The sequence below is a fragment of the Brevibacterium siliguriense genome (assembly GCF_900105315.1).
In the GTDB taxonomy this organism is placed as follows: Bacteria; Actinomycetota; Actinomycetes; order Actinomycetales; family Brevibacteriaceae; genus Brevibacterium; species Brevibacterium siliguriense.
The window spans coordinates 3,083,264-3,110,211 of sequence record NZ_LT629766.1 but is presented as its reverse complement, the minus strand read 5'-3'; the positions used below and the strand labels follow the sequence as shown (position 1 = coordinate 3,110,211).

The window sequence follows — 26,948 nt, the reverse complement described above, 5'->3', positions numbered from 1 at the left end:
CCGCTGCAGGGGCTCTTCAGCCGGAGATCGCGGTCGGCACTGCGGCGACCACCCACGCGAGTCCGGGCCCGATGAGGCACATGAGACCGGCGTAGCCGATCATCTGTCTGTAGCAGCGATCGCGAATGCTCGGATGGACGTTGGCCAGGAGCATCGCGCCGTTGGTCGAGAACGGACTGATGTCGACGATGGTGGCGGCGATCGCCAGAGCCGCGACGAATCCTCCGATATGCACGTCCCCCGATTCGAGGAACGGCACCGCCAGCGCGATGACGACTCCTATGATCGCCAACGACGAAGCCAGCGCCGAGATCAGGCCTGACATGTAGAACAGCAGCAACGCCGCCAGCAGCGGTACGCCGATAGCTGAGATGCCGGCGGACACCCATTCGACTGTTCCGGCCTCCTGAAGAACTGCGATGTAGGTGAGCACACCGCAGATGAGGACGACGATCGACCACGAGACCTTCGACATCGCGGCCTTGCCCGCGCGCGGGTCGATGACAGCGAGCACAACCGAGATCGTGATGGTCACCAGGCCCACATCCCAGCTGAAGATGATCACAGACAGCGCCATTGCGATGAGCCCGATCAGGGTCGGGACCTGAGACCGTGTGAGACGGACGGTCGCTGCCCCGTCGACTGCGGACTCGGGTGTCATGAGTGTGTCATCGGCGTCGGCACGCAGTCCCGGCCTGCGATGGAGGACGAGCCAGACGACGGTTGCGAAGACGGTGTTGAACACGAACGGAGCGAGGAACAGGGTCAGCGGCGTCGGCGTGAGACCGTTCGTCGTCAGATAGTCATTGATGAAGATGCCGTAGACGCTGATCGGAGAGAAGGCGCCGGCCAATGCTCCGTGCACGACGAGCAGTCCGACCATGAACTGATTGATCCTGTGTCGGTGTGCGAATTTCAGCGCCAGAGGGGCGATGATGGCGACTGCGAAGAGCGCTCCCAGCGAGATGAGGACTGCCGTCAGCGCGAAGAAGATCCACGGCATGAGCCCGATGCGTCCACCGACGAGCTTCACACACCAATGGACGACCACCTCGATGGCGCCGTTGTTCTGGGCGAAGCCGAAGAGACAGGTCAGTCCCACGAGTGTGAGGAAGAGGTCGGCGGGAAATCCTGCCAGGAATTCGTCAGGGGCTTGGTGGAGGACGAGTCCGCCGACTCCGGCAGCCGCAAGGAAGCCGAGCAGGCCCATATTGATATCTCGCCAGGTTCCGATGACGAACATCAGTCCGAGGACGACGACGCAGATCAGTTCCGCACTCATGGGTTCAGCTCCTCCTTGGATCCATCGCCGGCCTCTACTCGCCGTCGACTGGGCACGCGAATCAAGCTAGTGAATGTCACTCGACGGGATCGGCCGCATTCGGCATATGAGCTGATCAGGTCGTTCGGTGGGGTGAACAGACCACGGACCTGCCGATCTGTACAGAGGTGCGAAGAATTCGTCCGTCACGGATAGTGCGCCAGGCCACAGGCTCGTTAATGTGTCATTCAGCCCTGGTCGCCGACGATCGTCGGCACTGAACCTGCTCTGCCGCAGGGGGGGGGGGGCGCCAACGACACCCAGGAGGCCGCACTGTGAACTGGTACCGCCGTCTCGAGCATCGATTGGAATCCGGCCACGACTCCGGAGTCATCCGCGGGACCCTGAGCGGGGGACGGATGTTCATGATCTGGCTGGCCGCGAACCTCGTCGTCACGACGCTGCTCACCGGGACTCTGTTCGTCCCCGGCATCGACTTCACCGCAGCGGTGATCGTCATCATCGTCGGCACGATCATCGGCACCATAGTGCTCACGCTCATCGGCAACATCGGCACCCGCACGGGCCTGGCGACCATGGCCATCACCCGCGGTGCCTTCGGTGCCAAGGGCAGCTTTCTGCCGGTCGCCGCCAACGTCATCATCCTCATGGGCTGGAGCTGGGTGCAGGCCATGTTGGCGGGAATCAGCGTCAATTACGTGGTCGCCCAGACAACGGGGTTCTCCAATCCGATCCTCTTCTCTGTGCTCTGCCAGGCGCTCGTCGTCGGATTGGCGATTCTCGGCCACGAGGGGATCGAGAAGGCCGAACCCTGGTTCGCTCTTCTCATCCTGCTGGTCATGGCCTACGTGTTCGTCATCGCCTTCACAGGACACTCGCCGAGCGAATATGCAGGAATCGAAAGCCTTCCGAAGCTCGAGTTCACTCCCGTCCTCGCGCTCGACATCGTCATCTCCACAGCCATCTCCTGGACCGTGCTCTCCGGTGACCTCAACCGTTTGGCCGGCACCCAGAAAGCCGGAATCGTCGGTTCGGGACTGGGCTACCTGACCTCGACCGTGCTTGCGATGCTGCTGGGTCTCACTGCCTTCAGCTTCATTCTGCTCGACGAGGGAGACCCGGCCGAATTCGACCCGACGGCGCTGGCCGCTGAGTTCGGATGGGCACTGGCCATCGTCATCTTCCTGTCTGTCATGGCCACGAACACAATGGTCGTCTACGGAATGGTCAACTCAGTCGTCGGCGCCCAGAGCCGAACGAAGCTGAAGTTCCTGCCGACGGCGCTCATCCTCGGCGCGATTTCGATCATCGGGTCGACGTGGCTGGCGCTGCTGGATCAGTACACCGACTTCCTGGTGATGATCGGAGCCTTCTTCGTCCCTGTCTTCGCCATCCTCATCGTCGATTACTACATCATCAAACGTCGTGCCTACTCACCTGATATCCTCAAGGACTCCGGCGGCGTGTACTCCTACACGCGCGGAATCAATTGGGTTGCTGTCGGCGTGTGGGTCCTCGGGGCACTGGCGTCCTATGTGCTCACCTACGCCTATTCGAGCCCGATCGGAGCGACGGTTCCGTCCTTCGCCATCTCCTTCGTGCTCTACCTCGCGCTGTCCTGGGGCAGCCGGGGGAAGTTCGCGGGAACTGAACACGCGCACCTGGCCGAGGCGGTTCGCGGAAGCTGAACGAGGAGTTATCGATTCCGGGCCGGGAGCTGACCACCATATGCCGTTCCCAGGTGATGAAGCAGTACAAGCGCTATGATCGCAACGGTCGGCCGGAATCACAGAAGGGAACCCGGTGTCTGTGATGGTCACGAAAATCTTCGACAGGTTCATGCCCCCGAACCGTCGACTCAACCCCGAGGCGCTGGCCTGGGTCGCGGTGATCGTTCTCGCCATCGTCATGCTCGCGGTGGAATCGTCGATCGCCGTCTCGATCAACGAGGCCCCCGTCGCATTAGCCTTCGTCGTCACCGTCGTCCATGTCGGGTCCATGCCGCTGTCCCTGCTGCGTCCGCTCTTCGGCACGCTCATGTCGATCGCCGCCTGCACCGTGCTGCCGTTGTTGGGGCCTCTCGTGTCCGGTGTGCCGTGGCCGTGGATGGTCCCGATGATGATCACTCAGATCGTCATCATCCTCATCATCGGACTCCGCGCCCATTGGGGAGTGGCCCTGGCCGCGCTGCTCGGCAGCATTGCAGGCTCGGCTGCCGCTGTACTCATCACGCATCTTCTCATCGCAGACACCCGCACCGACGGTGCCATCGTCAACATCCTCATCTACTCCTGCATCGCCGGCGGCGTCTACCTCGCCGCAGTGATCATCCAGCAGTGGCAGCTCATACGCTCACAACTGGTCCAGGAGAAGGAGAACACCGCAGAGGAGCACTCCAAGCGAGTGACCATCGAGGAGAAGGCGCGCATCGCTCGGGAACTCCACGACATCGTCGCCCACAGCATGTCGATCATCAACATCCAAGCCTCCAGCGCACCGTTCCGCCATGCCGGGATCGACTCGGAGGTGGCCAAGGAGTTCGCAGACATCTCCGCCTCCGCCCGCACCGCGCTGACGGAGATGCGCGGACTGCTCAGCGTCCTGCGCAATGATGAAGGCGGAGGCGAACTGGCACCGCAGCCGAAGTTCTCAGAGATCGACCCGCTCGTCGACAAAGCCCGACAGGCGGGCGTACAGGTCACCGTCGAACGCAGCGGCGAACCGATCGACCACCTCATGCGCGACAGCACCGGACTGGTCGGCTATCGCATCATCCAAGAGGCCCTGAGCAACGCCATCCGCCACGCCCGCAATTCCGCCATCGCCATCCGCATCCGCGGCGGCAGCTCAGCGGTCTGGATCAGCGTCGTCAACGACCACGGCGACGGCCCCAGCGAAGCGGCGAAGCACGATAAACATGATCGGCAGGGACTGATCGGCATGCGTGAACGGGCCGCCTCCGTGGGAGGGCAGATCCGCAGCGGATCCACTGCCGACGGAGGCTTCGAGGTCGAAGCGGTGCTGCCGCTCGCACCCCGTGAACGTCTCGCCGACGGCGCCGAACCGACAGCTGACGCACCGGCCACGGACAAGGAGACCTCATGATCAGGATCGTCATCGCCGATGATCAGGCGATGGTGCGTGCCGGTTTCGCCGCACTGCTGAATGTCCATGCCGATATCGAGGTCATCGGGCAGGCCGAAGATGGAGCACAGTGTGTCGAACTCGTCGCCGAACTCGACCCCGATATCGTCCTCATGGATGTGCGGATGCCGCTGATGGATGGAATCGAAGCGACCCGCACGATCGTCGCCGCGGACGCCGACACCCGAATCATCATGCTCACCACCTTCGATATCGACGACTACGTCTTCGACGCCATCCGAGCCGGGGCCAGCGGATTCCTCCTCAAAGATGCTCCGCCCGGTGAACTCGCCGAGGCGGTCCGCATCGTCGCCGGAGGCGAAGCGCTGCTGGCCCCGAGCGTGACCAAACGGGTCATCGAACACTTCGCCACCGGCGGGCAAAAGCCCAATCGCACAGCGCTGCCCGAACTCACCGAACGCGAACGTGAGATCCTCGTCCAAGTCGCCCGCGGAGCCTCGAACACAGAGATCGCAGCGATCCTGCACATCGCAGTGCAGACCGTGAAGACACACGTCTCACGGATCCTGTACAAGCTCGATGCCCGTGACCGTGCCCAAGCAGTCATCGCCGCATACGAATCCGGTCTCGTCATCCCCAACAGCTGATTCCACGCGCACGTCTTCACCGCGGACCCCATACCCGAGTAGGGGGTGAAGAACGGCTCCCAGGGGTGACGAAAAACCCGGCGGGCATCCATACGGTGGGAACCATGAACCCGTCTGACCTCATTACCTCCGAACCGTCTTCCCCGACTGCGACCGCGCTGCCGACTCCGGCACCGGATCGGGCGACCCGGGCCGAAGTGCTCGAACGCAGAAGAGCGAAGCGGGGAACCGCCGAACAGGAATTCACCAGCGACTTCAGCGCGCTGATGGCTCAGGTCAAGGAAGCGGGGCTGCTGGCCAGGCGGCCGGGCTGGAACGCAATGCGCTTCATCCTCCTCGGGCTCGGCTACGTCATGTCCTTCGCAATGCTCTTCCTCATCGGTGAGAGCTGGTGGCAGATGGCGACCGCAGTCGTCTTCGCCGCACTGTTCACTCAGACCGCCTATGTCGCCCACGATGCGGCGCACCGTCAGATCTTCACCAACGGAAAAGTGGGGGAGTGGGTGTCGACGATCATCGGCAACCTCTTCATCGGTCTGAGCTACGGATGGTGGCTGAAGAAGCACAATGCGCTCCACCACGCGAACCCGAACAAGGCCGGAGTCGACGGCGACATCGCTCCCGGTGCGCTCGTGTTCACCGCCGAGGACGCGAGGGAGCGCACTGGCATCGCCAAATGGTTCGCCGCCCGCCAGGGATGGTTCTTTCTGCCTCTGCTCACGCTGGCCGGTCTCCAGCTGCATGTGAATTCGGTCCAAGCGATCATCAAGGGCCAGTCTTCGATCAAGCGCCGGTGGATCGAAGGCGTCTTCATCGCCGTCCGACTCATCGGCTTCCCGCTGCTGGCGATCTGGGCGGCCGGTCCGCTCATCGGCAGTGTCCTCGTCATCGTCCAGGTCGCGGTCTTCGGAGTCCACATGGGAGGATCCTTCGCCCCGAACCACAAAGGGCGGCCGATCGTTCCCAAGGACGTGAAGATCGACTTCCTCCGCCGCCAGACGCTGATGTCTCGCAATATCTCCGGAGGCCGTCCGATGGGATTCCTCATGGGCGGACTCAACTACCAGATCGAACACCACCTGTTCCCGAGCATGCCGAGCGTCAACCTCCACAAGGTCCAGCCCATGGTGCGCGAATACTGCCGCCAGAAGGACATCGCCTACACGGAGACGACTCTGCTCGAGTCCTTCCGCATCATCATCGCCTACCTCAACCGGGTGGGCCTCGGCGAAGCCGATCCCTTCGACTGCCCCGTCACTGCGCAGTTCCGGTCCCGCTGACCGGCGGAGAAACGATCAGCTCCGGCTCTGCTGACCGGCTGCGGCACATTCTGTTCCGACCGGGCCGCGCTGGGGAGGAACCTCAGGTGAGGTGATCGTGGTCGCCGGAGACCCATTCGGCATAGCGCTTCGCAGAAGTCTGCACCGCCGAGTGGGCCCCGGAGTCGATCGACTGACCGAAGTTGCCGTACATGCGGTCGAAATCGAGATCGATCACCGAGGCGGCGATGCGCCTGACGACCGCGGCCGACAGCGGCAGATAGTTCGGAAAGCTGCGCATGAACGTCACCCACCCCGACCGTGCCACCGGACCGATGGAATCGCCGCTGAGCATGACCCCGGTGCCGTCGGCACCCGTCCACATCGCTACTGCGCTGCCAGGGAAATGACCGCCGGTGCGGCGGAGTCTCACACCCGGAACCGGCTCCGACTCGTGGAAATAGGGGCAGATGACCCACCCGGTTCGCTGCACCCAGTCGAGATCGGCCCGGCAGACGAAGACGGGAGCGTCATCGAAGGCGGCACTCCATTCCAACTGGGTGCCGAACATATGCGGGTGGCTCGCGGCGATGGCGGAGACTCCGCCGAGGTCTCGGACCGCTGCGACCGCCTCGGCGTCGATGAAGGCGGGAACGTCGAAGAGCACATTGCCGGAATCGGTGCAGGCGAGATAGCAGGTCTGTCCGATCCCGAGCTTCGGTTCGACGCGGAGGGCGAAGAGGCCGGGCTCGCGTTCCGTGATGGTGATGCGGTGGCCCTCGGATTCGAGTTCGTTCCGAGTCGTCCACTGCTGCCCGGAGGCGGGAACCCATTGCCGGTCATCCTCGCAGATCGGACACAGCTCGGGCGGAGGGGTCGTCGTCTCCACCCCGCAGGTGCGGCAGATCGTCACATCGTTCAATGCCACCATGTCATCCTCTCGGTCCCACAGGTGAAACCACAGACTCCCACCGAGCCTAGTCCTCACATGAAGTGAAGACCAGGATCGGTGGGAGTCCGACCACATGCGGTGGGGTCAGTGGGCAGCTGCGTGCGCCTTCCTGTGGGCGATGACATGGCCGACGAGGATGAGCGCGATGCCGACAGCGAGCCAGGCGCTGAGCACCCACCACTCAAGCGACATGGGCGCGTCCGGGAAATAGGAGAGATCACGCAGCAGGGTGCCCGCCGCGCCCGGGACGAAGAACTGACCGATATCGCCCCAGGCGCCGGCGAGAAACTCCTTCGGCTGATTGAGTGAGGCGATCGGGTTGCCGATGAGCATCGTCAGCACCGCCCCGATGGCAATGCCGGCAGGACCGATGAGTGAGACGAAGCCGTTGATCAGCCCCACGGTGGCCGCGATCGAGAGTCCGATCGCCAGCGCGTTGAGGCCGAAGTTCCCCTGCAGGATCCCGAACCAGGTCTGCATGATCAGCGCCAGAGCCAGTCCTCCGACGGTTCCGTAGACGATGGTGCCGACCAGGCGCATCCGCCTGGAGCGGATGCCCATGCTGGTGAGTACACCGCCGACGATTCCGCCGAGGGTCAGCGGCAGACCCGCGATGGCCAGTCCCGCACCGGAGGGGTCGTCGTCGGACAGCGGCACGACGTCGGTGACCTTCACCTGGGGAACTTCCATCGCCGAGGCGGCCGGATCAGCTTCCTCTCCTGCCGGGTTTCCCTGTGGCGGGGCCTGACCGGAGGCAGCAGCTTCGAGGGCCTTCTGCATCTGCTCCTGCATCTTCTTCGTGCCTTCCTGGAGGCCCGAGATCGCCTGCTGGTCGATGCTGTGCTGCATCTGGGTGCCGATCCCGCTCAGTTGCTGTGCGACTGCGGGGGAGGCGGCCTTGGCGATGAGGACCTCCGGTTCGTCCTCGAAGACGAAGGCTCCGTAGACCTCGCGTTCCTCGATGAGTCGAACCGCCTCGGCGCGGGAGTCGACGGTCTTGAGGTCGAGCATTCCGTCGGGGGCGTTCTGAGAGATCTGGTCGATCTGCTCCTCGTCTCCGACGGCGGCAATCGGCAGATCCTTGGGATCGGAGGTCACGGTCGGCCAGCTGAAGGCCAGCAGCACGAGGCTGACGACGGCTGCGGCGAGGACAGCGATGAGGATGGCCCGCCTGAACTGCGGGGGAGCTTCCTGCGCCGCCTGCTCCGGAGACTCGCTGACGGCCGAACGGTCGGCCTTGTCTTCTCTGCTGAGTATCTGGGTCGGCATGTCAGTCCAATCATCGAAAACGAATACTCGTTCATTATGAAACCATCGGCTACGATATATCAAGAATGTTCATTCGTTTTATGGGGGAGATGTGCCGAAGGTCACCGAGGAGCACAAGGACGCGATGCGCACTAGGATCCAGGACGCGGCTCTGACATGCTTTGCGCGCAAAGGATTCGCCGGTGCGTCCATGGCCGATATCGTCAAGGAAGCGGGACTGTCGGCCGGAGCCGTCTACGTCTACTATGCGTCGAAGGCCGATCTGATGATCGACGTCGCCCGTCGGGTGATGGGGCCGCGCATGGCAGTGCTCGATGCGGCCAAGGCCGGTGGTGAGGTGACGGCTCCTGCCGAGCTGTTCGTCGAGATCATCGATTCGCTTCTCATCGACAACCCGTTCTCGCCGGTGATGGTTCAGGTGTGGGGTGAGTCCTCATATGACGATGAGTTCGCGAATTTTGCCAGGGGTGCCTTTGAAACGCTCATCGCAGAATTCACCGATTACCTCGCCCTCTATCTGCAGGATCAGCGAGGAGCGGGCCCAGAGACCGCGCGGGATCGTGCCTCGGTGATGGTGCCGGGGCTGCTGGCCATGGTCCAGGGTGCCGTCGTCCAGACGACGGTCTTCGGTGACTCCTCCAGGTTGAGGGTCCGGGCCGGAATCGAAGCCGTGCTCTCCAGCGTCGAATTCTGAGCCGGCGTCGAATTCTGAGTTCGTCGGCAACTCAGACGGAGTCGCCGTCGTCGTCGACGGAATGGACGCGGTCTTCGCGCATGCTTACCGTGTCGACACCGTTCAGCTCCATGAGTGGAGCCACAAGCAGGTGCAGTGGTCGTCTGCCGTCGAACCTCACATCGACCTGCACCATCCGCGTGCCGTCGGCGGACTCGAAGCGCCGTGAATCGACGATGGTGTTCGAGAATCCCATTCGGCCGGCGAGGGCGAGGATGTCACGGAGGACTCCCGCTCCGTCGTGGTAGGTCACCCGCAGCAGCTTGCGATGGTCGCTGTTGGGGATCTTGCGGACCAGAGGAGCGATGACGAAGAGCGTGAACAGGTGGAGGGCGGTGAGCATGGTCGCCAGAAGCAGCATTCCGGCGCCGCACGCCATGCCGACGGCCGCAGTGACCCAGATCGTCGCGGCAGTGGTGAGTCCGCGGACCATGTTGCGTCCCTTGAAGATGACTCCGGCGCCGAGGAAGCCGATCCCGGACACGATCTGCGCGGAGATCCGTGACGGGTCGAGGCGGACGTCGTTCTCGAGCACTCCCGCGAATCCATAGGCGGAGATCAGAGTGAAGGCGCAGGTGCCGATGCCCACGAGCACGTGGGTGCGGTACCCGGCGGCCTTCTGCCTGAACTGTCGCTCGAAGCCGATGAATGAGCACAGGACGAAGCTGGCCAGAAGCAGACCGGCCTGGGCCAGTCCTGTGCTGTTCATGATGTTCTCAAACGACGAAGAGTAGACCATAGTCACTTCACCATATCCCCGCCTCAACAAATAAAACCCCTTATTGCTACCTGACGGCGGCTCAGCAACCTGGCGCGAGGTAGCTGAGCCGCCGTCAGGTAGTCCCGGTGGGGTCAGACTGTGGAGGGGATCTTCTCGTCAGAGGGTCGGTGGGTCAGGCCGTCACCGGCGGTCGGGGCTCTTCGGAGTGATTCCGAGTCTTCGGAATCGTCGTCCACGACGGATCCTTGAACCGTCTGGTGGGAACCGTCGCCTTGTGACGACTCTTGGTCGGCCGCCTCGTCGTCTGTGTTCTGCTGGGAGGGCGACACGCCCAGTGCCAATGCCTGCTTGCGCTGTTCCCTGGCGATCTCTCGTTCACGTTCGAGGTGAAGATTGCCGAAGTCATGGGCCGTGCGCGGAGGCTTGACCCCGTCGATGAGGAAGACCAGCGCAACCGAGACCAGCCCCCACAGCCCCAGCACCTGAAGATGCTCGGTGACGACATCGCCATCGAAGTACAGAATCGAGCGGATCGTCTCCACCGAGGCGGCCATCGGCAGGAAGTCGTGCAGAGTGGTGAAGAACTTCGGCACCATGTACTGCGAGAGCGCACCGTTCGATGACGGCACACCGGCGAACATGAGCGTGCCGATGACGGGGATGATCGCGAACATGCCCAGCAGCCTTTCGAAGACCATGGCGAACATGGAGATGCAGGCGATAGCGATGATGCCGGAACCCCACAACTGCGCGAAATGCCCGTCGACTGCGCCGGTGATCGGTCCGGCGATGGTCGCGACGACCAGGGACATGAATGGTGCGTAGGCGACGATGATCGGCAGCATCCGCTTCAGCGGCCTGGTCCACGGGTTGGCATTGGCGGCAACGATGATGACCATGAAGCCGGCGAGGATCCAGCCCATCGCCACGTACATCACGACCACGCCGTACTTGTCCCGATCGGGAAGGGGCTTCAGGTTGTCGACGGTGAGATCGGAGTCCTGCGCCTGGGCTACCTGCTCGAAGACCTGTACGGCCACACGGTAAGAGGCGTTGTTGCCGGCTTGGTTGGCCAGGAGCTCGAAGTCCCGGCTCTTCTCGCTCGGCAGGACGAGGGCAGCGACCTCATCGCGGTTCTCGACGAGTCGACGTGCTTCGCCCTTGTCATCGAGCGCGGTGAACTCAAACTTTCCGTCCATCTTCTCATTGAGCTGCTTGATCGTGTCCTCGGCTTGCTCGACGGAGGACCCCACGACCGCTACCGGCATATCCTTCGGTGTGGGGGAGTGCATCGCTCCGAGCATGAACGTGATCATCATGGTCACCATCGCCAGTGGGAACAGCGTGAGCGAGATATAGCGCATGAGTTTCGTATCGGGCCTCCGCCCGCCGTGGATCGCAGCCACATTGACGTCCAGAGGCACCGAATGCGAATTGCGCTTGGCATAGAAATGGTCATAGATCTTCGTCAGCAGCAGACCGGCCACCGTTCCGAGGGCAAGCACGAACAGGTGTCCGGTGACCCCGTCGCCGTCGAAGTAGAGGACGGAGCGCAGCGACTCGCCGATCGCAGGCATCGGCAGGAACTCGTGGGCGAAGCGGAAGAACTTCGGCATGCTGTAGACCGGCATCGCCATATTCGACGACGGCATGCCGAGGACCATGAGGAAGAGGATTCCGAGGATCACACCAAGAGCACCGACGAGGCGGGTGATGAAGAGCTGGACAGAGGAGATCGCGAAGACTCCCAACCAGGCGATGCCGAGCACCGCCACTGTGTCCTTGGCGTCGACAACGTCGAGGATCGGGCAGGCCACGGTCCACACGAGGCCGGCGATGGCAGCCGACCACCCAGCGAGGATCGGCACGATGCGATTGAACTTCAGCAGTTCAGGCGAATTCGACCGAAGAACGCTGAAGGGCATGTAGCCGGCCATGACGATGGAAGTCATGAGGAACATCGCCGCCATTCCGGACGGATCGTTGTCCGGCAGCGGGACGATGTCGTCGGTCTTGACCGTGAAGCCGTCTTCAGCGAGCGCGGGACGCACGAGCTGCTCGACGGTGGTCGACTGTTGGACTCCGGCTCCGCTGGCGGTGACGATCGTCGCGGTATCGCCCTTGACGATGATCGCCGCCGAGGCCTCCCTGTCATAGACGTCCTGGCGGGCGTCGTAGACATCATCGGTCGTCTCGATATCGAAGGCGTCGGGTTCGGCGCCGTTGATCGCAAATGTCACATCATCGGCCTTGGCCGATGACCCCGCCACCACGATGGGCATGTCGTTGGCTTCTGGGGAGTGCATGGTTCCCAGATAGCTCGTGATCATCATCCCCACGAAGACGAGCGGCATGAGGAAGATCGCAACGGTGCGGCCGATGAATTCAGCTTTCGCGCGTTTGGCCGCTGCTTGATCCTCGGTGGTCACAGTCGAGCCGGCCTCGGAGTCGGACGCCGGGTGCGATGTCGGGTGCTCGGACTCGAGGGCCTCTTTTCTCGTTCGCGGTTGGCTATCGGACATTGTCGTCCCCCTGGCGGATCGGAAGTCGTGTGATCTTCGTCGATCACGGTGAACTTCGCCAGTTTAAGACACATGACTTAATATCGTAAAACCGAGAAGTTGTGATTTCGCGAGCGAATGGAAAGATGAGGGAATGGCCAGTCAGGGTGACCGAGCGCGCGATGCGCTGCTCGACGCTGCAGAAGAGCTGTTCGCGCGCAATGGGATCGATGCGGTATCGAATCGGCGAATCGTCGAACATGCCGGGGCGGCGAACCATTCGGCAGTCGCCTACCACTTCGGCGGCCGAGACGGACTGCTGCGTGCGCTCGTGGAGCGCCACCACGAGGAGATGTCCCGACGCAGGCGCGAGCTGATGGAGCAGCTGGGTGAATCGCCGAACATCCATGAGCTCGTCACGGCTCGTCTGCGCCCGCTCATCGAGCTGCTCGACAGCCTGCCGAAGCCCAGCTGGAGAGCGCAGTTCATGTCTCAGATCTCGGCGGTCCCATCCGCCGTCGCGGTGGCCAAAGAGGTGATCGGGGACGCGAACCTGCCTGACGATCTGCGATTCATCAACGGAGCGGTCGACGGTATCCCCGAGAGCGTTCTGCGGGGTCGCGCCTACCTGCTGGGGAGCATGGTCGTCGGCGTCTGTGCCGACCAGGAGGCGAAGATGAATGAGGATGCAAACAAGGGAAACTGGGAGCAGGTCGGACGCTTCCTCATCGATGCTGCGGCCGGGATGATCGGCGCGCCGGTGACCGACCCGGACGGCGCCGTGCGCTACCCGAACGTTCCGCTGATCTGATCAGCTGAAAGTTCTGCGCGGACCTCCTGTTGCTACCTGTCGGCGGCTCAGCAACCTCGCGCGAGGTATCTGGGCCGCCGCCAGGTAGTAATAAGGGGGAGGTGTTGTGGTCAGTGGCAGCCGTCGGGGCCGCAGACTGTGGCCCCGGCGAAATCCTCTGCCGAGTCCTTGCCCGTTGACTGCGGAGTGCCGGCGAGGACTGTGAGCTTCTGCCCTTCGTCCCATGCAGTCTCGAGGGCCTGGGTGAAGACCTCGGCAGGCTGTGCCCCGGAGATTCCGTACTTGCGGTCGATGACGAAGAACGGGACGCCGCCCGCGCCGAGCGAGCGGGCCTGACTGATATCGGATCGCACCTCGTCCGCGTATTCATCGCTTGCGAGGACTCGGCGGACTCTGTCGGAGTCGAGGCCGATCTCTTGGCCCACCTCGGCGAGATAGTCGATGTCACCGATGTCGCGCCCCTTCTCGAAGTGGCCCGACAGCAGCGACTCCTTGGCTTCAGACATGAGTCCGTGAGTCTTGGCGAAGTGGAGGAAGCGGTGAGCGGTGAAGCTGTTCGCCACGACGATCGAGTCGAAGTCGTAATTCAGGCCGACTTCGGCGGCCTGCTGCCATACATGATCGAACATCTGCCGCACCTGAGCGGCGGGCATGCCCTTCATCTGGCTGAGGTATTCGGTCTCGGTGCCGTCGAAGTGATCGGGCAAGTTCGGGTCGAGCTGGAAGCTGCGCCATTGGACGTCGACATCGTCCTTGTGTGCGAAGCCGTCGAGGGCTGCCTCGAAGCGGCGTTTTCCGATATAGCACCAGGGGCAGGCGATGTCCGACCAGATCTCAATCTTCATAGCAATGTCAACCGCGCCCGTCCCGTGGATATTCCGCGGCTCTGGTTCAGAACAGTGCCTGCTGAGCCGGGGCAGTGAACTGCTGGGCCGGTGCCGCCTGCGCGCCTGTCTGCTGTGGAATTCGGCCCGAGTCCGTGCGGCCGCGCATCCGGGACGTCGCCGGGTAGTCGTCATCGCTGCGGCCGCGCAGGCCATAGCGGTCGATGAGCGGGTTGATGCGCTCACCGAGCCACCGACGATACTCCTTCGACGCATAGGACGACCGGGCATACATCGTGCGGTACCGGGGGAGGAGCTCGGGGTGTTCGCGTTCGAGCCATTCGAAGAACCACTCGCGGGCTCCGGGGCGCAGGTGCAGCGCTCCAAAGACGACTCGTGCGGTCCCGGCGTCCTTGATCGCTCGAAGTGCGGACTCGAGGCGGTCGCGGGAGTCGGTGAGTTTGGGCATGATCGGCATCATGAACACGGTGACATCGAACCCGAGTTCGGCGGCCGCGCGCACGGTGGCCAGACGGGCCTTCGTCGTCGGGGTGCCGGGTTCGATGCTCTGCTGCAGTGCGTCGTCGTGGACAGCGATCGACATGCTGATCTCCACAGGAGCGTCTTCGGCGACGCGGGCCAGCAGCGGCAGATCGCGGCGCAGCAGAGTGCCCTTGGTCAGAATCGACATCGGCGTCGACCGTTCGGCCAGGGCGGTGATGATCCCCGGCATCAGGGAGTAGCGGCCTTCGGCCCGCTGATAGGGGTCGGTGTTCGTGCCCAGTGCGACATGATCACGCGACCACTTCGGGCGCGCCAGTTCGGCAGAGAGGACCTCGGCGATATTGACCTTGACGACGACCTGGCGATCGAAGTCGGACCCGGAGTCGAGATCGAGATAACGGTGGGTGTTCCTGGCGAAGCAGTACACGCAGGCATGCGAGCAGCCGCGGTAGGGGTTGACGGTCCAGGAGAAGGGCATGGAACTCGACCGCGGAACCCTGTTCAGGGCAGACTTCGCGAGCACCTCGTGGAAGGTGATTCCTGAGAATTCCGGCGTCTGCACCGACTGGATCAGTCCCTTCGTTCCGAAGAGGACCGGGGAGCCCGAGTCAGTGCTGTCGCTCGCTTCGTTCCACCGCATGACTTAATTCGAACATGTGTTCGAAGGCAAGTCAAGGATGCGACACCGAGGCCGGACAGGGTCAGGAGACGCGTAGGCTCTTGAACTCGCTGCGGTGGAAGACCAGGGCCTCGGGTCCGTCGTCATTGCGGGTGCCGAGGATCTCGAGCAGAGCCACCGTGTGATCGCCGGCCGCGACCTCCGCGTAGAGCCGGGTCCAGAGGAAGGCCGAGCTGCCGGGAATCGTCAGGCCGCCGCCGGCTGTGACCTCGGGGCTGACGCCGGTGAAGCGTCGGCTGCGGTCCTTCGCCGCCAGCTGCCTGGCCAGGTGCTCCTGGTCGGAACCCAGCAGGGAGATCCCGAACTCAGGGGCCCGACGCAGAGTGGGCCAGGTGGTCGATGAGTTCTGGACCGCGATGCTGACCAGCGGTGGGTCGAGCGAGACGCCGACGGTGAGGGTAGAGGCGACGAGTCCCGTTGGTGCCCCATCGATCTCGGCGCCGATGAAGGCGACTCCCTGCGGGAAGTGGGAGAAGGTCTCACGGAGAGTATCAGGCGTTGCGGGGATCACCGGTGCCGGTGATTGAATGGTGGGGTCTGCCAAGAGTGTCATTCCTTCACCTCTGTGTTCGTGTGCTCGTCGGTGTCTCAGGTATCTGTAGTTCTGTTGAGCAGACAGAGCCGACGGGGTCGTCTGCTGGTGCCGTTGAGGTCGATCATTGCAAAGCAGAAGCGCCGACGGCGTGGCCGGGGTCATACGAAGACGACTTATGACCACATATGACGCTGAGAGTCGGGACGTGACACCAATGTGCAGGTACCGGCGGAGTCCGGGCATAGATTGCTCAGCGAAACATGCGCTCGTCTGGAAGCGAGCCGCCCGAACCCCGCCGCAGAGGAGCACCACATGACGCAGACTCCGGTCACCGGACCGAGCACCCAGGATCCACCCCAGCGGCTCCTGTCCGGAAAGACGCGAGTGCTGGCCTCGGCATTCGCCGGGACGACGATCGAGTGGTACGACTTCTATCTCTACGGCACCGCCGCAGCCCTGATCTTCAACGTCCAGTTCTTCCCCTCGGACAGTGAACTCGGCAGCCGACTCGCCTCCTTCGCCACCCTCGCCGTCGGGTTCTTCGCCCGCCCCTTGGGCGGAATCGTCGCCGGCCACCTCGGGGACCGTGTCGGACGCAAGGCTCTGCTCGTCGTCTCCCTGCTGTCCATGGGGACGGCATCGACGCTCATCGGTCTGGTCCCGAACTTCGATGCAATCGGCTGGTGGGCCGCGGTCTCCCTCGTCGTCCTGCGTATCGTGCAGGGACTGTCGGCCGGAGCCGAATGGGGCGGATCGGCTCTGCTCTCGGTTGAGCATGCACCTGCCCGCAAGCGCGGGCTCTTCGGGTCCTTCACCCAGATCGGGTCCGCAGCGGGAATGCTGTTGGCCACCAGCTCCTTCTTCGTCGTCCAGAATCTCATGAGCGACGATGCGTTCGAAGCATTCGGCTGGCGCATCCCCTTCCTCGCCTCCGCGCTGCTCGTGGCACTGGGCTTGTGGATCCGCCTCGGCGTCTCCGATGCACCTGAATTCCAGGAACTCAAGGACTCCGGGCAGGTCGCCAAGGCTCCGCTGCGGGAAGTGCTGACCGCTCATCCGCGAGTCCTGCTCGTCACCATCGGGCTGCGCCTGGCACAGAACAGCGTCTTCTACCTCATCACCGTCTACATGCTCAGCTACCTGGCGGAGAACCGCAGCGACTCGACCTCGGGTGTCACGGCGGTCATGATCGCCTCGGCGGTGGGTCTGGTGACCGGACCGGCCTGGGGCTGGGCTTCCGACCGGGTCGGCCGCAAACCCGTGACCATCTTCGGGCTCATCGGCATCGCAGTGTTCGGATGGTTCTTCTTCGCCTTCCTCGACGCGGGCCCACTGGGACTTCTTCCACTGGTCGTCATCCTCGGCATGAACCTCGCTCACGATGCTGTCTACGGCCCGCAAGCCGCCTGGTTCGCCGAACAGTTCCCCATCGAAGTCCGCTACTCGGGAGTGAACATGGGCTACCAGCTGGGCACCGTCATCGGCGGCGGAATCATGCCCATGGTCGCGGCGCTGCTCTACGTCGCCGGAGGACACTCGCCCTGGCTCATCTGCGGCTACCTCACCCTGCTGTGCGTCCTCTCGCTCATCGCAGCCATCGGCGCAATAGATCCTGCCCGAGCGCTCGCACGCACCACGGACTGAACGCCCCTGCCGATACCTCGGCCACACTCATCGCACCACCACGATTAGGAGACACCCATGACGAAACCGATCCTGCTCAATGCCTTCGACATGATGACCCCGGTCCACCAGTCGCCTGGACTGTGGCGCCACCCGGAATCACGAGTCGACGAATTCACCCAGCTGTCCTTCTGGACAGACTTGGCCAAGACCCTCGAAGACGGAGGATTCTCTTCGCTCTTCCTTGCCGACATCCTCGGCGTCTACGACGTGTACGGCGGCAACGCCGATGTCACGAACCGCGGGGGAGTGCAGTTCCCTCTGCTCGACCCCCTTGTCGCAGTTCCCGCCATGGCAGCAGCGACGAAGACGCTGGGATTCGGTGTGACCGCCTCGGTGACCTATGAGAAGCCCTACCTGCTCGCCCGCACCCTGACCACCCTCGATCACTTCACCAACGGTCGTGTGGCCTGGAACATCGTCACCAGCTATGTCGACTCTGCCGCCCGCAACCTCGGACTCAAGGGCCAGATCCCGCACGACGAGCGCTACGACAGGGCCGATGAGTTCATGGAGGTCATGTACAAACTGTTCGAGGGCTCGATCACCGCGGATGCACTCAAGGCCGATGCCGAGAACAACGTCTTCGTCGACCCGGATGAGGTCCGCGACATCGGCCACGACGGCAAGTTCTTCACGGTTCCCGGTCAGGCGCTCGCTGTCCCCGGCCCGCAGGGCACCCCGCTGCTCTTCCAGGCCGGCGCATCCAAACGAGGGCAGGAATTCGCACTCGACCACGCCGAGGCGATCTTCTTCTCCGGACCGACCCCGGAGATTCTGCGCAGCTGGGTCGACAAGGTCCGTCACGGACTCGAAGAGCGCGGCCGCGCCCGTGACTCGGTGAAGATCTTCGCCCTGGCCACCGTCATCGTCGACGACACCGACGAAGCCGCCGAGGCGCGTCTGGCCGACTATCGTCGCTACGTCGACACCGAATCCGCGCTGTCGCTGTTCGGCGGATGGACCGGAGTCGACCTCTCCGGAGCCTCACCCGATGACACCCTGGAATACGTGTCGACCGAAGCCAACCAGTCCGCGCTCGCCTCCTTCACCACCATGGCCGGAGACAAGCCCTGGACGATCCGTGACCTCGCGGAGTTCGTCGCCCTCGGCGGGCGCGGACCGGTCATCACCGGCTCACCGGAGACCATTGCGGACGAATTCCAACGGTGGATGGACGATGCCGATATCGACGGATTCAACATCGCCGCGGCCGTGCGCCCGGCCGATGCCGAACGCTTCACGAAGTACGTCTCGCCCGAACTGCGCCGTCGCGGGCTCCTGCCCGAGCCGACCGTCGGCGCCACACTGCGCGAACAGCTCACCGGCACCGGCCCCCGCCTGGCCGATGATCATACGGGTGCCCGGTACCGCCTCGGTGAGGGCGCTCGCGTCTGACTGAGCAGGGACTGAAGAATCGGTGAACGGTCGTGGGGCATAATGGTCTGCGGCCGTTTTCCGATCCGTGAACCGAACTGAGACCGCGTATGAGTGCATCGACTCCGCTGACCACCACCGATGATTCGGACGATCGCGGTTACCGGCGCAGAGCGCTCGTCGCCGCCGCCGTCGGCTACGGACTTGACGGATTCGACCTCCTCATCCTCAGCTTCGCCCTGTCGGGCATCATCGCCTCCTTCGGGCTCAGCGACGTCGCAGCCGGATCTCTGTCGACGATCACTCTGCTCGGCGCCGTGGTCGGCGGAATCGTCTTCGGCGCCCTCGCCGACCGCCACGGTCGGGTGAGGGTTCTCACCTGGACGGTTCTCATCTTCGCGGTGTTCACCGGGCTGTCGGCGCTGGCGCAGGGGTATTGGGATCTCGCGGCCTACCGGTTCATCGCCGGAATCGGAATCGGCGGTGAGTTCGGCATCGGCATGGCCTTGGCCGCCGAGGCGGTACGTGCCGATCAGCGAGCGCGGGCGACGTCATGGGTGGGAGTCGGATTCCAACTCGGCGTCTTCGCCGCAGCCGTCGTCTCGGCTCCCGTCATCGCCCTATGGGGGTGGCGGGCACTGTTCGTCATCGGCCTCGTCCCCGCCGTCTTCGCCTTCGTCATCCGCCGCGGAGTCGAGGAGCCGGAGACATTCGTCAAGGCACAGGAAGCAGAGGAGAGCTCCGCCGAGGCGGCCCGTGGCGAGGCCGATGCGGGTGGGGTGCCGGCAGCCTTCGGTGCGAAGATCGCTGCACTGATCAAGGATCGGGAGACGGTGAAGATCACCCTGGCTCTGACGATCCTCACCAGCGTGCAGAATTTCGGCTACTTCGGCATCATCACGTGGCTGCCGAACTACCTGTCCGAACAGATGGATCTGGGAGTCACCAAGGGCTCGCTGTGGACGGCGGTGACGGTCATGGGAATGCTCGCCGGGATCCTCATCTTCGGTCAGGTCGCCGACCGCCTCGGTCGCCGCCCCGCCTTCTGGATCTTCCAGGCGGGAGCCATCGTGACGATCCTCGCCTACAGCAAGTTCACCGACCCGAGTGCTCTGCTGGCCGGCGGATTCTTCATGGGCGCCTTCGCCAACGGAATGCTCGGCGGACATGGGGCGCTGCTGGCCGAGCTCTATCCCACGGCGATCAGGGCGACGGCACAGAACGTCATCTTCAACATCGGTCGTGCGATCGGGGGACTGGCCCCAGTCGTCATCGCCCTGCTCGCCGGTCATCTCGGATTCGGCTTCGCCCTGGCGCTGCTGCCGATCGTCTACTTCATCCAGTTCCTCGCCATGTTCCTCATCCCGGAGAGACGGGGCCACAGCCTCGACTGAGCGGTTCGTCCAGCGGCACAGCCTCCGCTGTGGTGCTCGTGACGAACTGTGACATCAGGTGACAGCGCCGGGCCGCCGGAACACCATACTTGTCGACTGTGACTTCGACAGACCCCGCCGTGAACGCGGCACAGACCCCATCCGCGCCCGTTCGGAACGGGCAGACGGCAATGCAGACTCCGCGCATCGTCTCCTCCGCGGCCGATATCCATTCGATCCTGGCCGAGTTCGGCTCCCAGGGGACGAAGACGACGGCAGTGATCATCCTCGCCCTTGGGGGGATCTTCATGGATGCCTATGACTTCTCTTCCCTGGCCTTCGGCATCACCGCCATTCAGGAGCAATTCGGCCTCTCCGGATTCATGACCGGGCTCGTCAACGCCTCGATCATGGTCGGAGCCGTCATCGGTGCGCTCTTCGGCGGCTACCTCGTCGATCGGTTCGGGCGCTACCGACTCTTCATGGCTGACATGGTCTTCTTCGTCGTGGCTGCCATCGGCTGTGCCGTGTCACCGAACGAATGGGTCCTCATCGCGTTCCGCTTCGTCATGGGCATCGGCGTCGGACTCGATCTGCCGGTGGCGATGGCTTTCCTCGCCGAATTCTCGAAGCTCAAGGGCAAGGGCAACCGCTCGCAGCGGGTCAATGCCTGGTCACCGGCCTGGTACTTCGCCACCGGTATGGGCTACGTCATCGTGCTCATCATCTTCATCGCCCTGCCCTATGACCAGCATGCGATCCTGTGGCGCATCGTCGTCGGCTTCGGTGCGGTGCCGGCCCTCATCGTCCTCCTCGTCCGCCGTCGGTATCTTGCCGAATCGCCCGAGTGGCTGGCCAACCAGGGCGATCTGCGCGGCGCCGTCGAGGTCATGCGCAGTCACCATAATCTCAATGTCGAGCTCGCTCCCGCCAAGGAACGCGAGACGGTGAACTCGTCGGCCGCCCCGGTCAGGGGCGGCCGGTGGGCCGGATTCGCCGAGCTCTTCTCCCCTCGCTACCGGGTGCGCACCATCGTCGCACTCTGCGTCTCGGTGTTCTCGACCTTCGGCTACAACGCCGTCGCCTATGGCACACCGCTCATCATCACCACGCTCTTCCACCAGAGTCCGCTGATCACGATCATCGCCTCATTGGTCATCAACCTGGGCTTCGGCACGCTCGGCGGACTTCTGGGCATGAGCATCGTCAACCGCTTCGGGACCAGGAAGATCACCCTGTTCGGATTCGTCATCCAGGCCGTGGCGCTGGGGACGCTGGCCATCGTCGGCATCCCGAACGGAGCCCTCGTCCTCGTCGCCGTAGCTATGCTCGCAGCCTTCGTCTTCGCCCAGGCCGGGGGACCGGGAGCGAACCTCATGAACTATGCGACCCTGTCGTACCCTACTCGGCTGCGCGGAATCGGCATCGGATTCAACCAGTCCGTTCTGCGCGCGTTCTCGATCGTCTCGCTCATCATGTTCCCGATCCTTGCGGCCTCTCTGGGCACAGGAGTGTTCTGGATCGTCGCCTGCGCACCCCTGGCCGGTGCGATCGCCGTCGGCATCGTCGCATGGGACCCAACCGCCAAGGACGTCGAACACGAAGACTGAAGCAGTCGGCCGCGAAGTCCGAAGACGGCGACAGCCGATCGCCAGCAGTGCCGGTGTCCGTGTCGATCGCCGGCCGCGGCACCTGCGATGACCAGCCGGGACACGCCATCGCCACTCAAATGGTATTCCATCCAATGGATGGCCGGGGTTGATCTCGCGGCGATCGGCTTCGGATCTGCACCCAGCTGCAGTGGGCCATGGCAGCAAAGGCAACAGCGAAATCTTTCGGCTCGCTCATTGCCAGGGGCATGTGAGCTGGGTTACTCTGAATTGGTCAGATTATCGGTGCCACAGAGCTGTGTTTACTTTTTTGGTATCCCAGTCGGGCAGTGACCGGATCCAAGGAGTGGACTGCATGAGGAAGACCGAATCAGCGGAGGTGCCCGTGCCCACACGGCTGGGACCCAGCCCCGACCAGTTGGCGGCCCACCGCATCAGCCCGCGCTTCTACAACGCGGACCTCGCACCGGCCCGCAAGGAGGGGCGCAGCTGGACGGCCTACAGCGTCTTCACCCTGTGGGCCAACGATGTGCACTCTCTGGGCAACTACGGTTTCGCGCTGGGACTCTTCGCACTCGGCCTCGGCGCGTGGCAGATCCTCGTGGCGCTCCTCGTCGGTGCAGCTCTGCTGTTCTTCCTGCTCACCCTCTCCGGATTCATGGGATACAAGACCGGAGTGCCGTACCCGGTGATGAGCCGGATCTCGTTCGGCATCCACGGGGCCCAGCTGGCCGCCTCGGTGAGGGGAATCGTCGCCATCGCCTGGTTCGGCATTCAGACCTACTTGGCCTCGAGCGTCCTCAACGTCATGCTGCTGACGATGTTCCCGGGACTGCAGTCCTGGGCCGATGCCGAATTCCTCGGACTCTCCGGACTCGGCTGGTTCTCCTTCACGCTGCTGTGGATCGCCCAGGTGATCATCGTCAGCTACGGCATGGAGATGATCCGGCGCTACGAAGCCATCGCCGGTCCGGTCATTCTCGTGACCTTCCTCGCCCTGGCCGTGTGGATGCTCATCCGCGTCGACTTCTCCATCGCCTGGTCGACCGACGATGCTCTCAGCGGCTGGGAGATGTGGATGCACATCCTCGGCGGAGGAGCGCTGTGGGTGTCGATCTACGGTACCTTCGTCCTCAACTTCTCCGACTTCACCCGGGCCGCGAAGAAGCGGGGATCGATCGTCGTCGGCAACTTCTGGGGCATCCCGGTCAACATGCTCGTCTTCGGACTCGTCGTCATCTCGCTCGCCGGCGCTCAGTACAAGATCGACGGCACCGTCATCACCTCACCGGCCGATATCGTCCAAACCATCGGCAGCCCGGTCCTGCTCCTGCTGGCTTCCCTGTCGCTGCTCCTGCTCACCGTCGCGGTCAACCTCATGGCCAACTTCGTCGCCCCGACCTATGCGCTGACGAACCTGTTCCCGCGTCACCTTAACTTCCGCAGCGCCGCTATCATCTCCGCTGTCATCGGCTTCGTCATCCTGCCCTGGAACCTGTACGACTCACCGGTGGTCATCGTCTACTTCCTTGGTGGCCTCGGCGCCCTGCTCGGACCCCTGTTCGGCGTGATCATGGTCGACTACTGGGTGGTGCGCAAAACCAAGGTCAATGTGCCCCAGCTCTACACCGAAGCCGGCGACGGCGAGTACTTCTACCACCATGGAGTCAACTGGCGGGCGATCGGGGCGTTCATCCCTGCCTCGGCGATCTCGCTCGTCTTCGCTCTCGTGCCGGCATTCTCCGGCTTCAGCGAGTTCTCCTGGTTCTCCGGCGCCGCGATCGCCGCGCTCATCTACTTCGTCATCGCTCGCCGCGACTTCACTTTCCGTGAGGTCGACGGTGAGGAGATCGCCGTCCCGACCCACCACTGATCGGAGCCGAACTATGAGAATCCTCGTCGTCAACGTCAACACGACCGAGTCCATGACAGAGGGCATCGCCCGAGTAGCACGGCAGGCTGCCTCGGCGGGCACCGAGATCATCGGTCTGACCCCTGAATTCGGGGCCGAGTCCTGCGAAGGCAACGTCGAAAGCCATCTCGCAGCGCTCGGTGTCATGGACGCGGTCATGAAGTATCCCGGCGAATTCGATGCCGTGATCCAAGCCGGGTACGGAGAACACGGCCGCGAAGGTCTGCAGGAGATGCTCGATGTGCCTGTCATCGACATCACCGAGGCGGGGGCGGCCCTGGCGATGTTCCTCGGCCGCCGTTTCTCCGTCGTCACCACGCTGGACAGGACCGTTCCGCTCATCGAGGATCGGCTCCTGCTGGCCGGTCTCGACTCCCACTGCGTGTCCGTGCGGGCATCGGGGATGGCCGTGCTCGAACTCGAGGAGGATCCGCAGGCCGCGATCGAGGCGATCACCGATCAGGCCGCCGAGGCGGTCGACCGGGACCGCGCCGAGGTCATCGTGCTCGGCTGCGGTGGGATGGCGGAGCTCGGGGAGACGATCACGAGGCGCGCTTCCGTTCCCGTCGTCGACGGGGTCGCGGCCGCCGTGCGCTTGGCCGAATCCCTCATCGGATTGGGACTGAGCACGTCGAAGGTGCGCACCTATGCTCCCGCACGAGAGAAGAAGCTGAGCGGCTGGCCGCTCGGTCAGTCGGTGTCGGCCGAATCCTCTGTGGCCGGATCGGCATCCACCGCCGCGGGACCGGCGGCCGGATCGGGCTGAGTCGCCTGAACTGTCCGAGCCTGGTCAGGTTCGGCTTGGGCCAACCGCTTCGAATGCTTGTCGTGCTGTTCCTGACTCGTTCCCAGATGGCGGCCTGCCAGTGACCCTGCCAGCGCCTGATCCCGGCGGGCGATGGCGTCGAAGAGCTCGGCATGCTCGGTGGCGACGACCGCGAGGTCATCATGCTGGCTCAGCTGCCAGCGCATGCGTGAATCCAGCAGCGCACCGATCTCACCGAGGAGTTCATTGCCCGAAAGTTCGGTGACGATGGCATGGAACTCCGCGGCACAGCGGTGGGCACCGGCGACGTCTCCCGCCTCGGCGAGTTCCCGCCCCCGGAGCATCGTGGCTTCCAGCCGGGCCAGCCCCTCCCGGGTATGGCGTTGTGCGGCGAGTTCGAAGGAGAGGACGTCGAAGACCGTGCGCACCTCATTGAGGTCGGCGATATCGCTGGGGGAGAACTCCCTGACCGTCGACCAGGTGTTGGGCCGGTTCGTCACCAGACCCTCCGACGCCAGCTTCTTCAGCGCCTCGCGGATGGGCACTCGAGAGACTCCGAGTTCGGTGGCGAGGTTGCGTTCGACGAGCCGCGAACCCGGTCGCCGGTGGCCCTCGATGATCTCATTGCGCAGCGCCTCAGTGACCCGCATGGTCTCCGACTGGGGAGTTTCAGTTGACTTCATCTCGTCCTTCACCTCACTGTGAGCGCTTCATAGCGCGACCCAGAGTATCGAGCCCGACCGAGCCGAGTCCCAGTGCCCGGGTGTGGAAGTCCTTGAGATCGAAATCGGCTCCGGCCGCCGCCTTCGCCTCGTCACGGTACTGCTCCCACAGACGCTGACCGATCTTGTAGCTCGGCGCCTGTCCGGGCCAGCCGAGGTAGCGGTCGAGTTCGAAGGCGAGGAACGACCGGTCCATGGCGACATTGTCGGTGAGGAACTGCCAGGCCTTCTCTCGGTTCCAGATCCCTCCGCCGAGGCTCGCCGGAGCCTCCAGCCCGAGGTGAAAGCCGATGTCGAGGACGACGCGGGCGGCACGCAGCCGCTGCGAATCGAGCATACCCAGATAGTCGCCGGGGTCGTCGAGGAACCCGAGATCGGCCATGAGCTTCTCCGCGTACAGCGCCCACCCCTCACCGTGGCCGGACACCCAGCACATGAGGCGGCGCCAGCGGTTCAGAGTTTCGGAGACATAAGTGGCCTGACCAATCTGCAGATGGTGTCCGGGAACGCCCTCGTGATAGACGGTGGTCTTCTCCTGCCAGGTGGCGAAATCTGTGACGCCTTCGGGCACCGACCACCACATGCGGCCGGGGCGGGAGAAATCATCGGTCGGGCCCGTGTAGTAGATGCCTCCGGTGGACGAAGGCGCGATCATGCACTCGATCGTGCGCACGGGGTCGGGAATATCGAAATGGGACTTGCCGAGTTCGCGGATCGCCTCATCGGCGACTCCCTGCATCCAGGTCCGCAGGGCTTCGGTCCCGTGCAGGGTCCGCTGCGGGTCGTTGTTCAGGGCGTCCATGACCTCGAACAGATCGGCGCCGGGCATGATCTTCTCGGCCACTTCACGCTGTTCGGCATCGATGCGCTCGAGTTCCTCGAGACCCCAGGCATAGGTTTCATCGAAGTCCACCTCGGCGCCGAGGAAGTCCCGGGAATACAGAGCATAGGCTTCTCGACCGCAGGCTTCGTCGTCTCCGGCCGCGGGCAGCACCTGCTCGCCGAGGAAATCGGCCAGTTCCGCTGCGGACTGCCGAGCCGCCTCGGCGTGGGTATCGAGATCCGAACGCAGGGCGTCGGGAACATCGGCTCCGGCGACGAGCCGATCGAAATTGCTGCCGGGCTCGGCCAGGGCGCGGGCCTGTTCGATGACCTTTTCGACCTGGATGCGGGCGGCGACGCGGCCGTTGTCGCGCGCCATCGTCAGGGACTCCTGGTAGCCGGCCAGCGATCCGGGCACCGCGGCCAGAGTCGTCGAGATCGTCTCCCAATCGGCCGTGGTCTCCGTAGGCATGAGGTCGAAGGCGTCGCGGACCTGCTGCAGCGGGGATTCGATGACGTTGAGGCTGGCGTGCTTGATCCCGGCGGCGAAGTAGTCGCGGTCAACCCCGAGGCGATCACGCATCGCATCGATGGTCACGAGGTCGACGTCGTCGAGGTCGGAACTGTCGGCGACCTCATCGAGGCGGGCCAGGGTCCTATCGGTGACGTCGTTGACGGCGGAGAGTCCGGCCGGAGAGAAGTCGTCGAAGCCCTGTGCACCGTCGAGTCCGAGGTAGAGGGCGAGGGAGGGGGAGAGTGCGAGCATGTCATCGACGTAGTCTTCGGCGACCGTGTCGACGGCGGTAGGGGTTCTCTTTTCAGTCATGATGACCACCCTATCGCGAGCCGATTCACATCCGC

General features: G+C 63.8%; 22 protein-coding genes. 12 read left to right on the top strand and 10 right to left on the bottom strand.

Translation table 11 applies throughout. The features are described 5' to 3' along the window. Window positions 1-16: 16 nt before the first annotated feature. A complete protein-coding gene (locus tag BLU88_RS13910) occupies window positions 17-1,282 on the bottom strand; it encodes an SLC13 family permease (protein ID WP_092015098.1) in 1,266 nt (421 codons plus the stop codon). 314 nt (window positions 1,283-1,596) lie between these two features. Here BLU88_RS13910 and BLU88_RS13905 point away from each other — a divergent pair, with 314 nt between their 5' ends. From BLU88_RS13905 to BLU88_RS13890, 4 genes are all read left to right on the top strand, one after another. Then, on the top strand, window positions 1,597-2,970 hold the full coding sequence (locus BLU88_RS13905) for a purine-cytosine permease family protein (RefSeq protein WP_231939430.1): 1,374 nt from the start codon (window positions 1,597-1,599) through the stop codon (window positions 2,968-2,970). A gap of 124 nt (window positions 2,971-3,094) precedes the next feature. Continuing rightward, a complete protein-coding gene (locus tag BLU88_RS13900; RefSeq protein WP_092015096.1) occupies window positions 3,095-4,387 on the top strand; it encodes a sensor histidine kinase in 1,293 nt (430 codons plus the stop codon). Continuing rightward, window positions 4,384-5,034: a response regulator gene (locus BLU88_RS13895; protein ID WP_092015093.1), complete on the top strand. Its 651-nt coding sequence runs from the start codon at window positions 4,384-4,386 to the stop codon at window positions 5,032-5,034. The genes BLU88_RS13900 and BLU88_RS13895 overlap by 4 nt, the downstream gene beginning before the upstream one ends. Before the next feature lie 104 nt (window positions 5,035-5,138). Next, window positions 5,139-6,314, top strand: a complete 1,176-nt coding sequence (locus tag BLU88_RS13890) for a fatty acid desaturase family protein (protein ID WP_231939429.1) — start codon at window positions 5,139-5,141, stop codon at window positions 6,312-6,314. An 82-nt stretch (window positions 6,315-6,396) separates the two neighbouring features. Here BLU88_RS13890 and BLU88_RS13885 read toward each other — a convergent pair whose 3' ends face one another. After that, complete coding sequence (locus BLU88_RS13885) at window positions 6,397-7,224, bottom strand: MBL fold metallo-hydrolase (RefSeq protein ID WP_092015089.1); 828 nt, start codon at window positions 7,222-7,224, stop codon at window positions 6,397-6,399. Window positions 7,225-7,329: 105 nt separating this feature from the next. After that, on the bottom strand, window positions 7,330-8,514 hold the full coding sequence (locus tag BLU88_RS13880) for an ABC transporter permease (RefSeq protein ID WP_092015086.1): 1,185 nt from the start codon (window positions 8,512-8,514) through the stop codon (window positions 7,330-7,332). A 91-nt stretch (window positions 8,515-8,605) separates the two neighbouring features. Here BLU88_RS13880 and BLU88_RS13875 point away from each other — a divergent pair, with 91 nt between their 5' ends. Further along, a complete protein-coding gene (locus tag BLU88_RS13875) occupies window positions 8,606-9,208 on the top strand; it encodes a TetR/AcrR family transcriptional regulator (RefSeq protein ID WP_157689119.1) in 603 nt (200 codons plus the stop codon). A gap of 31 nt (window positions 9,209-9,239) precedes the next feature. Here BLU88_RS13875 and BLU88_RS13870 read toward each other — a convergent pair whose 3' ends face one another. Next, a complete protein-coding gene (locus tag BLU88_RS13870) occupies window positions 9,240-9,956 on the bottom strand; it encodes an MgtC/SapB family protein (RefSeq protein WP_092017503.1) in 717 nt (238 codons plus the stop codon). Window positions 9,957-10,099: 143 nt separating this feature from the next. Further along, window positions 10,100-12,490 (bottom strand): ABC transporter permease, encoded by a 2,391-nt coding sequence (locus BLU88_RS13865; RefSeq protein ID WP_092015083.1) that lies wholly within the window; start codon window positions 12,488-12,490, stop codon window positions 10,100-10,102. A 133-nt stretch (window positions 12,491-12,623) separates the two neighbouring features. On the opposite strand from BLU88_RS13865, the gene BLU88_RS13860 reads away from it, so the two are divergent. After that, window positions 12,624-13,280, top strand: coding sequence for a TetR/AcrR family transcriptional regulator (locus BLU88_RS13860; RefSeq protein WP_092015080.1), 657 nt, complete (start codon window positions 12,624-12,626; stop codon window positions 13,278-13,280). A gap of 110 nt (window positions 13,281-13,390) precedes the next feature. Here BLU88_RS13860 and BLU88_RS13855 read toward each other — a convergent pair whose 3' ends face one another. From BLU88_RS13855 to BLU88_RS13845, 3 genes are all read right to left on the bottom strand, one after another. After that, entirely contained in the window at window positions 13,391-14,125 is a 735-nt protein-coding gene (locus BLU88_RS13855) for a DsbA family oxidoreductase (protein WP_092015077.1), read from the bottom strand. Between the two features lie 46 nt (window positions 14,126-14,171). Continuing rightward, window positions 14,172-15,248: an Rv2578c family radical SAM protein gene (locus BLU88_RS13850; protein WP_092015074.1), complete on the bottom strand. Its 1,077-nt coding sequence runs from the start codon at window positions 15,246-15,248 to the stop codon at window positions 14,172-14,174. A 61-nt stretch (window positions 15,249-15,309) separates the two neighbouring features. Next, window positions 15,310-15,840: a flavin reductase family protein gene (locus BLU88_RS13845; RefSeq protein ID WP_092015070.1), complete on the bottom strand. Its 531-nt coding sequence runs from the start codon at window positions 15,838-15,840 to the stop codon at window positions 15,310-15,312. 294 nt (window positions 15,841-16,134) lie between these two features. On the opposite strand from BLU88_RS13845, the gene BLU88_RS13840 reads away from it, so the two are divergent. The 6 genes from BLU88_RS13840 to BLU88_RS13815 all read left to right on the top strand — a co-directional run bounded on the left by BLU88_RS13840 (window position 16,135) and on the right by BLU88_RS13815 (window position 24,543). Then, window positions 16,135-17,466 carry an MFS transporter gene (locus BLU88_RS13840; protein ID WP_092015067.1) on the top strand — a complete coding sequence of 444 codons (1,332 nt, stop codon included), beginning with the start codon at window positions 16,135-16,137 and terminating at the stop codon, window positions 17,464-17,466. A 57-nt stretch (window positions 17,467-17,523) separates the two neighbouring features. Continuing rightward, the gene (locus tag BLU88_RS13835) at window positions 17,524-18,903 is read left to right on the top strand and encodes an LLM class flavin-dependent oxidoreductase (RefSeq protein WP_092015064.1); all 1,380 of its coding nucleotides are present in this window, start codon (window positions 17,524-17,526) and stop codon (window positions 18,901-18,903) included. 89 nt (window positions 18,904-18,992) lie between these two features. Further along, entirely contained in the window at window positions 18,993-20,276 is a 1,284-nt protein-coding gene (locus BLU88_RS13830; protein WP_092015062.1) for an MFS transporter, read from the top strand. Between the two features lie 98 nt (window positions 20,277-20,374). Beyond that, a complete protein-coding gene (locus BLU88_RS13825) occupies window positions 20,375-21,865 on the top strand; it encodes an MFS transporter (protein ID WP_231939428.1) in 1,491 nt (496 codons plus the stop codon). A gap of 355 nt (window positions 21,866-22,220) precedes the next feature. Further along, a complete protein-coding gene (locus BLU88_RS13820) occupies window positions 22,221-23,738 on the top strand; it encodes an NCS1 family nucleobase:cation symporter-1 (protein ID WP_092015058.1) in 1,518 nt (505 codons plus the stop codon). Between the two features lie 13 nt (window positions 23,739-23,751). Beyond that, complete coding sequence (locus tag BLU88_RS13815) at window positions 23,752-24,543, top strand: aspartate/glutamate racemase family protein (protein WP_092015055.1); 792 nt, start codon at window positions 23,752-23,754, stop codon at window positions 24,541-24,543. Here BLU88_RS13815 and BLU88_RS13810 read toward each other — a convergent pair. Both BLU88_RS13810 and BLU88_RS13805 read right to left on the bottom strand, forming a co-directional pair. After that, window positions 24,468-25,226, bottom strand: a complete 759-nt coding sequence (locus BLU88_RS13810) for a GntR family transcriptional regulator (protein ID WP_092017501.1) — start codon at window positions 25,224-25,226, stop codon at window positions 24,468-24,470. The genes BLU88_RS13815 and BLU88_RS13810 overlap by 76 nt on opposite strands. A gap of 13 nt (window positions 25,227-25,239) precedes the next feature. Next, complete coding sequence (locus BLU88_RS13805) at window positions 25,240-26,913, bottom strand: DUF885 domain-containing protein (protein WP_092017499.1); 1,674 nt, start codon at window positions 26,911-26,913, stop codon at window positions 25,240-25,242. Between the last annotated feature and the right edge of the window lie 35 nt (window positions 26,914-26,948).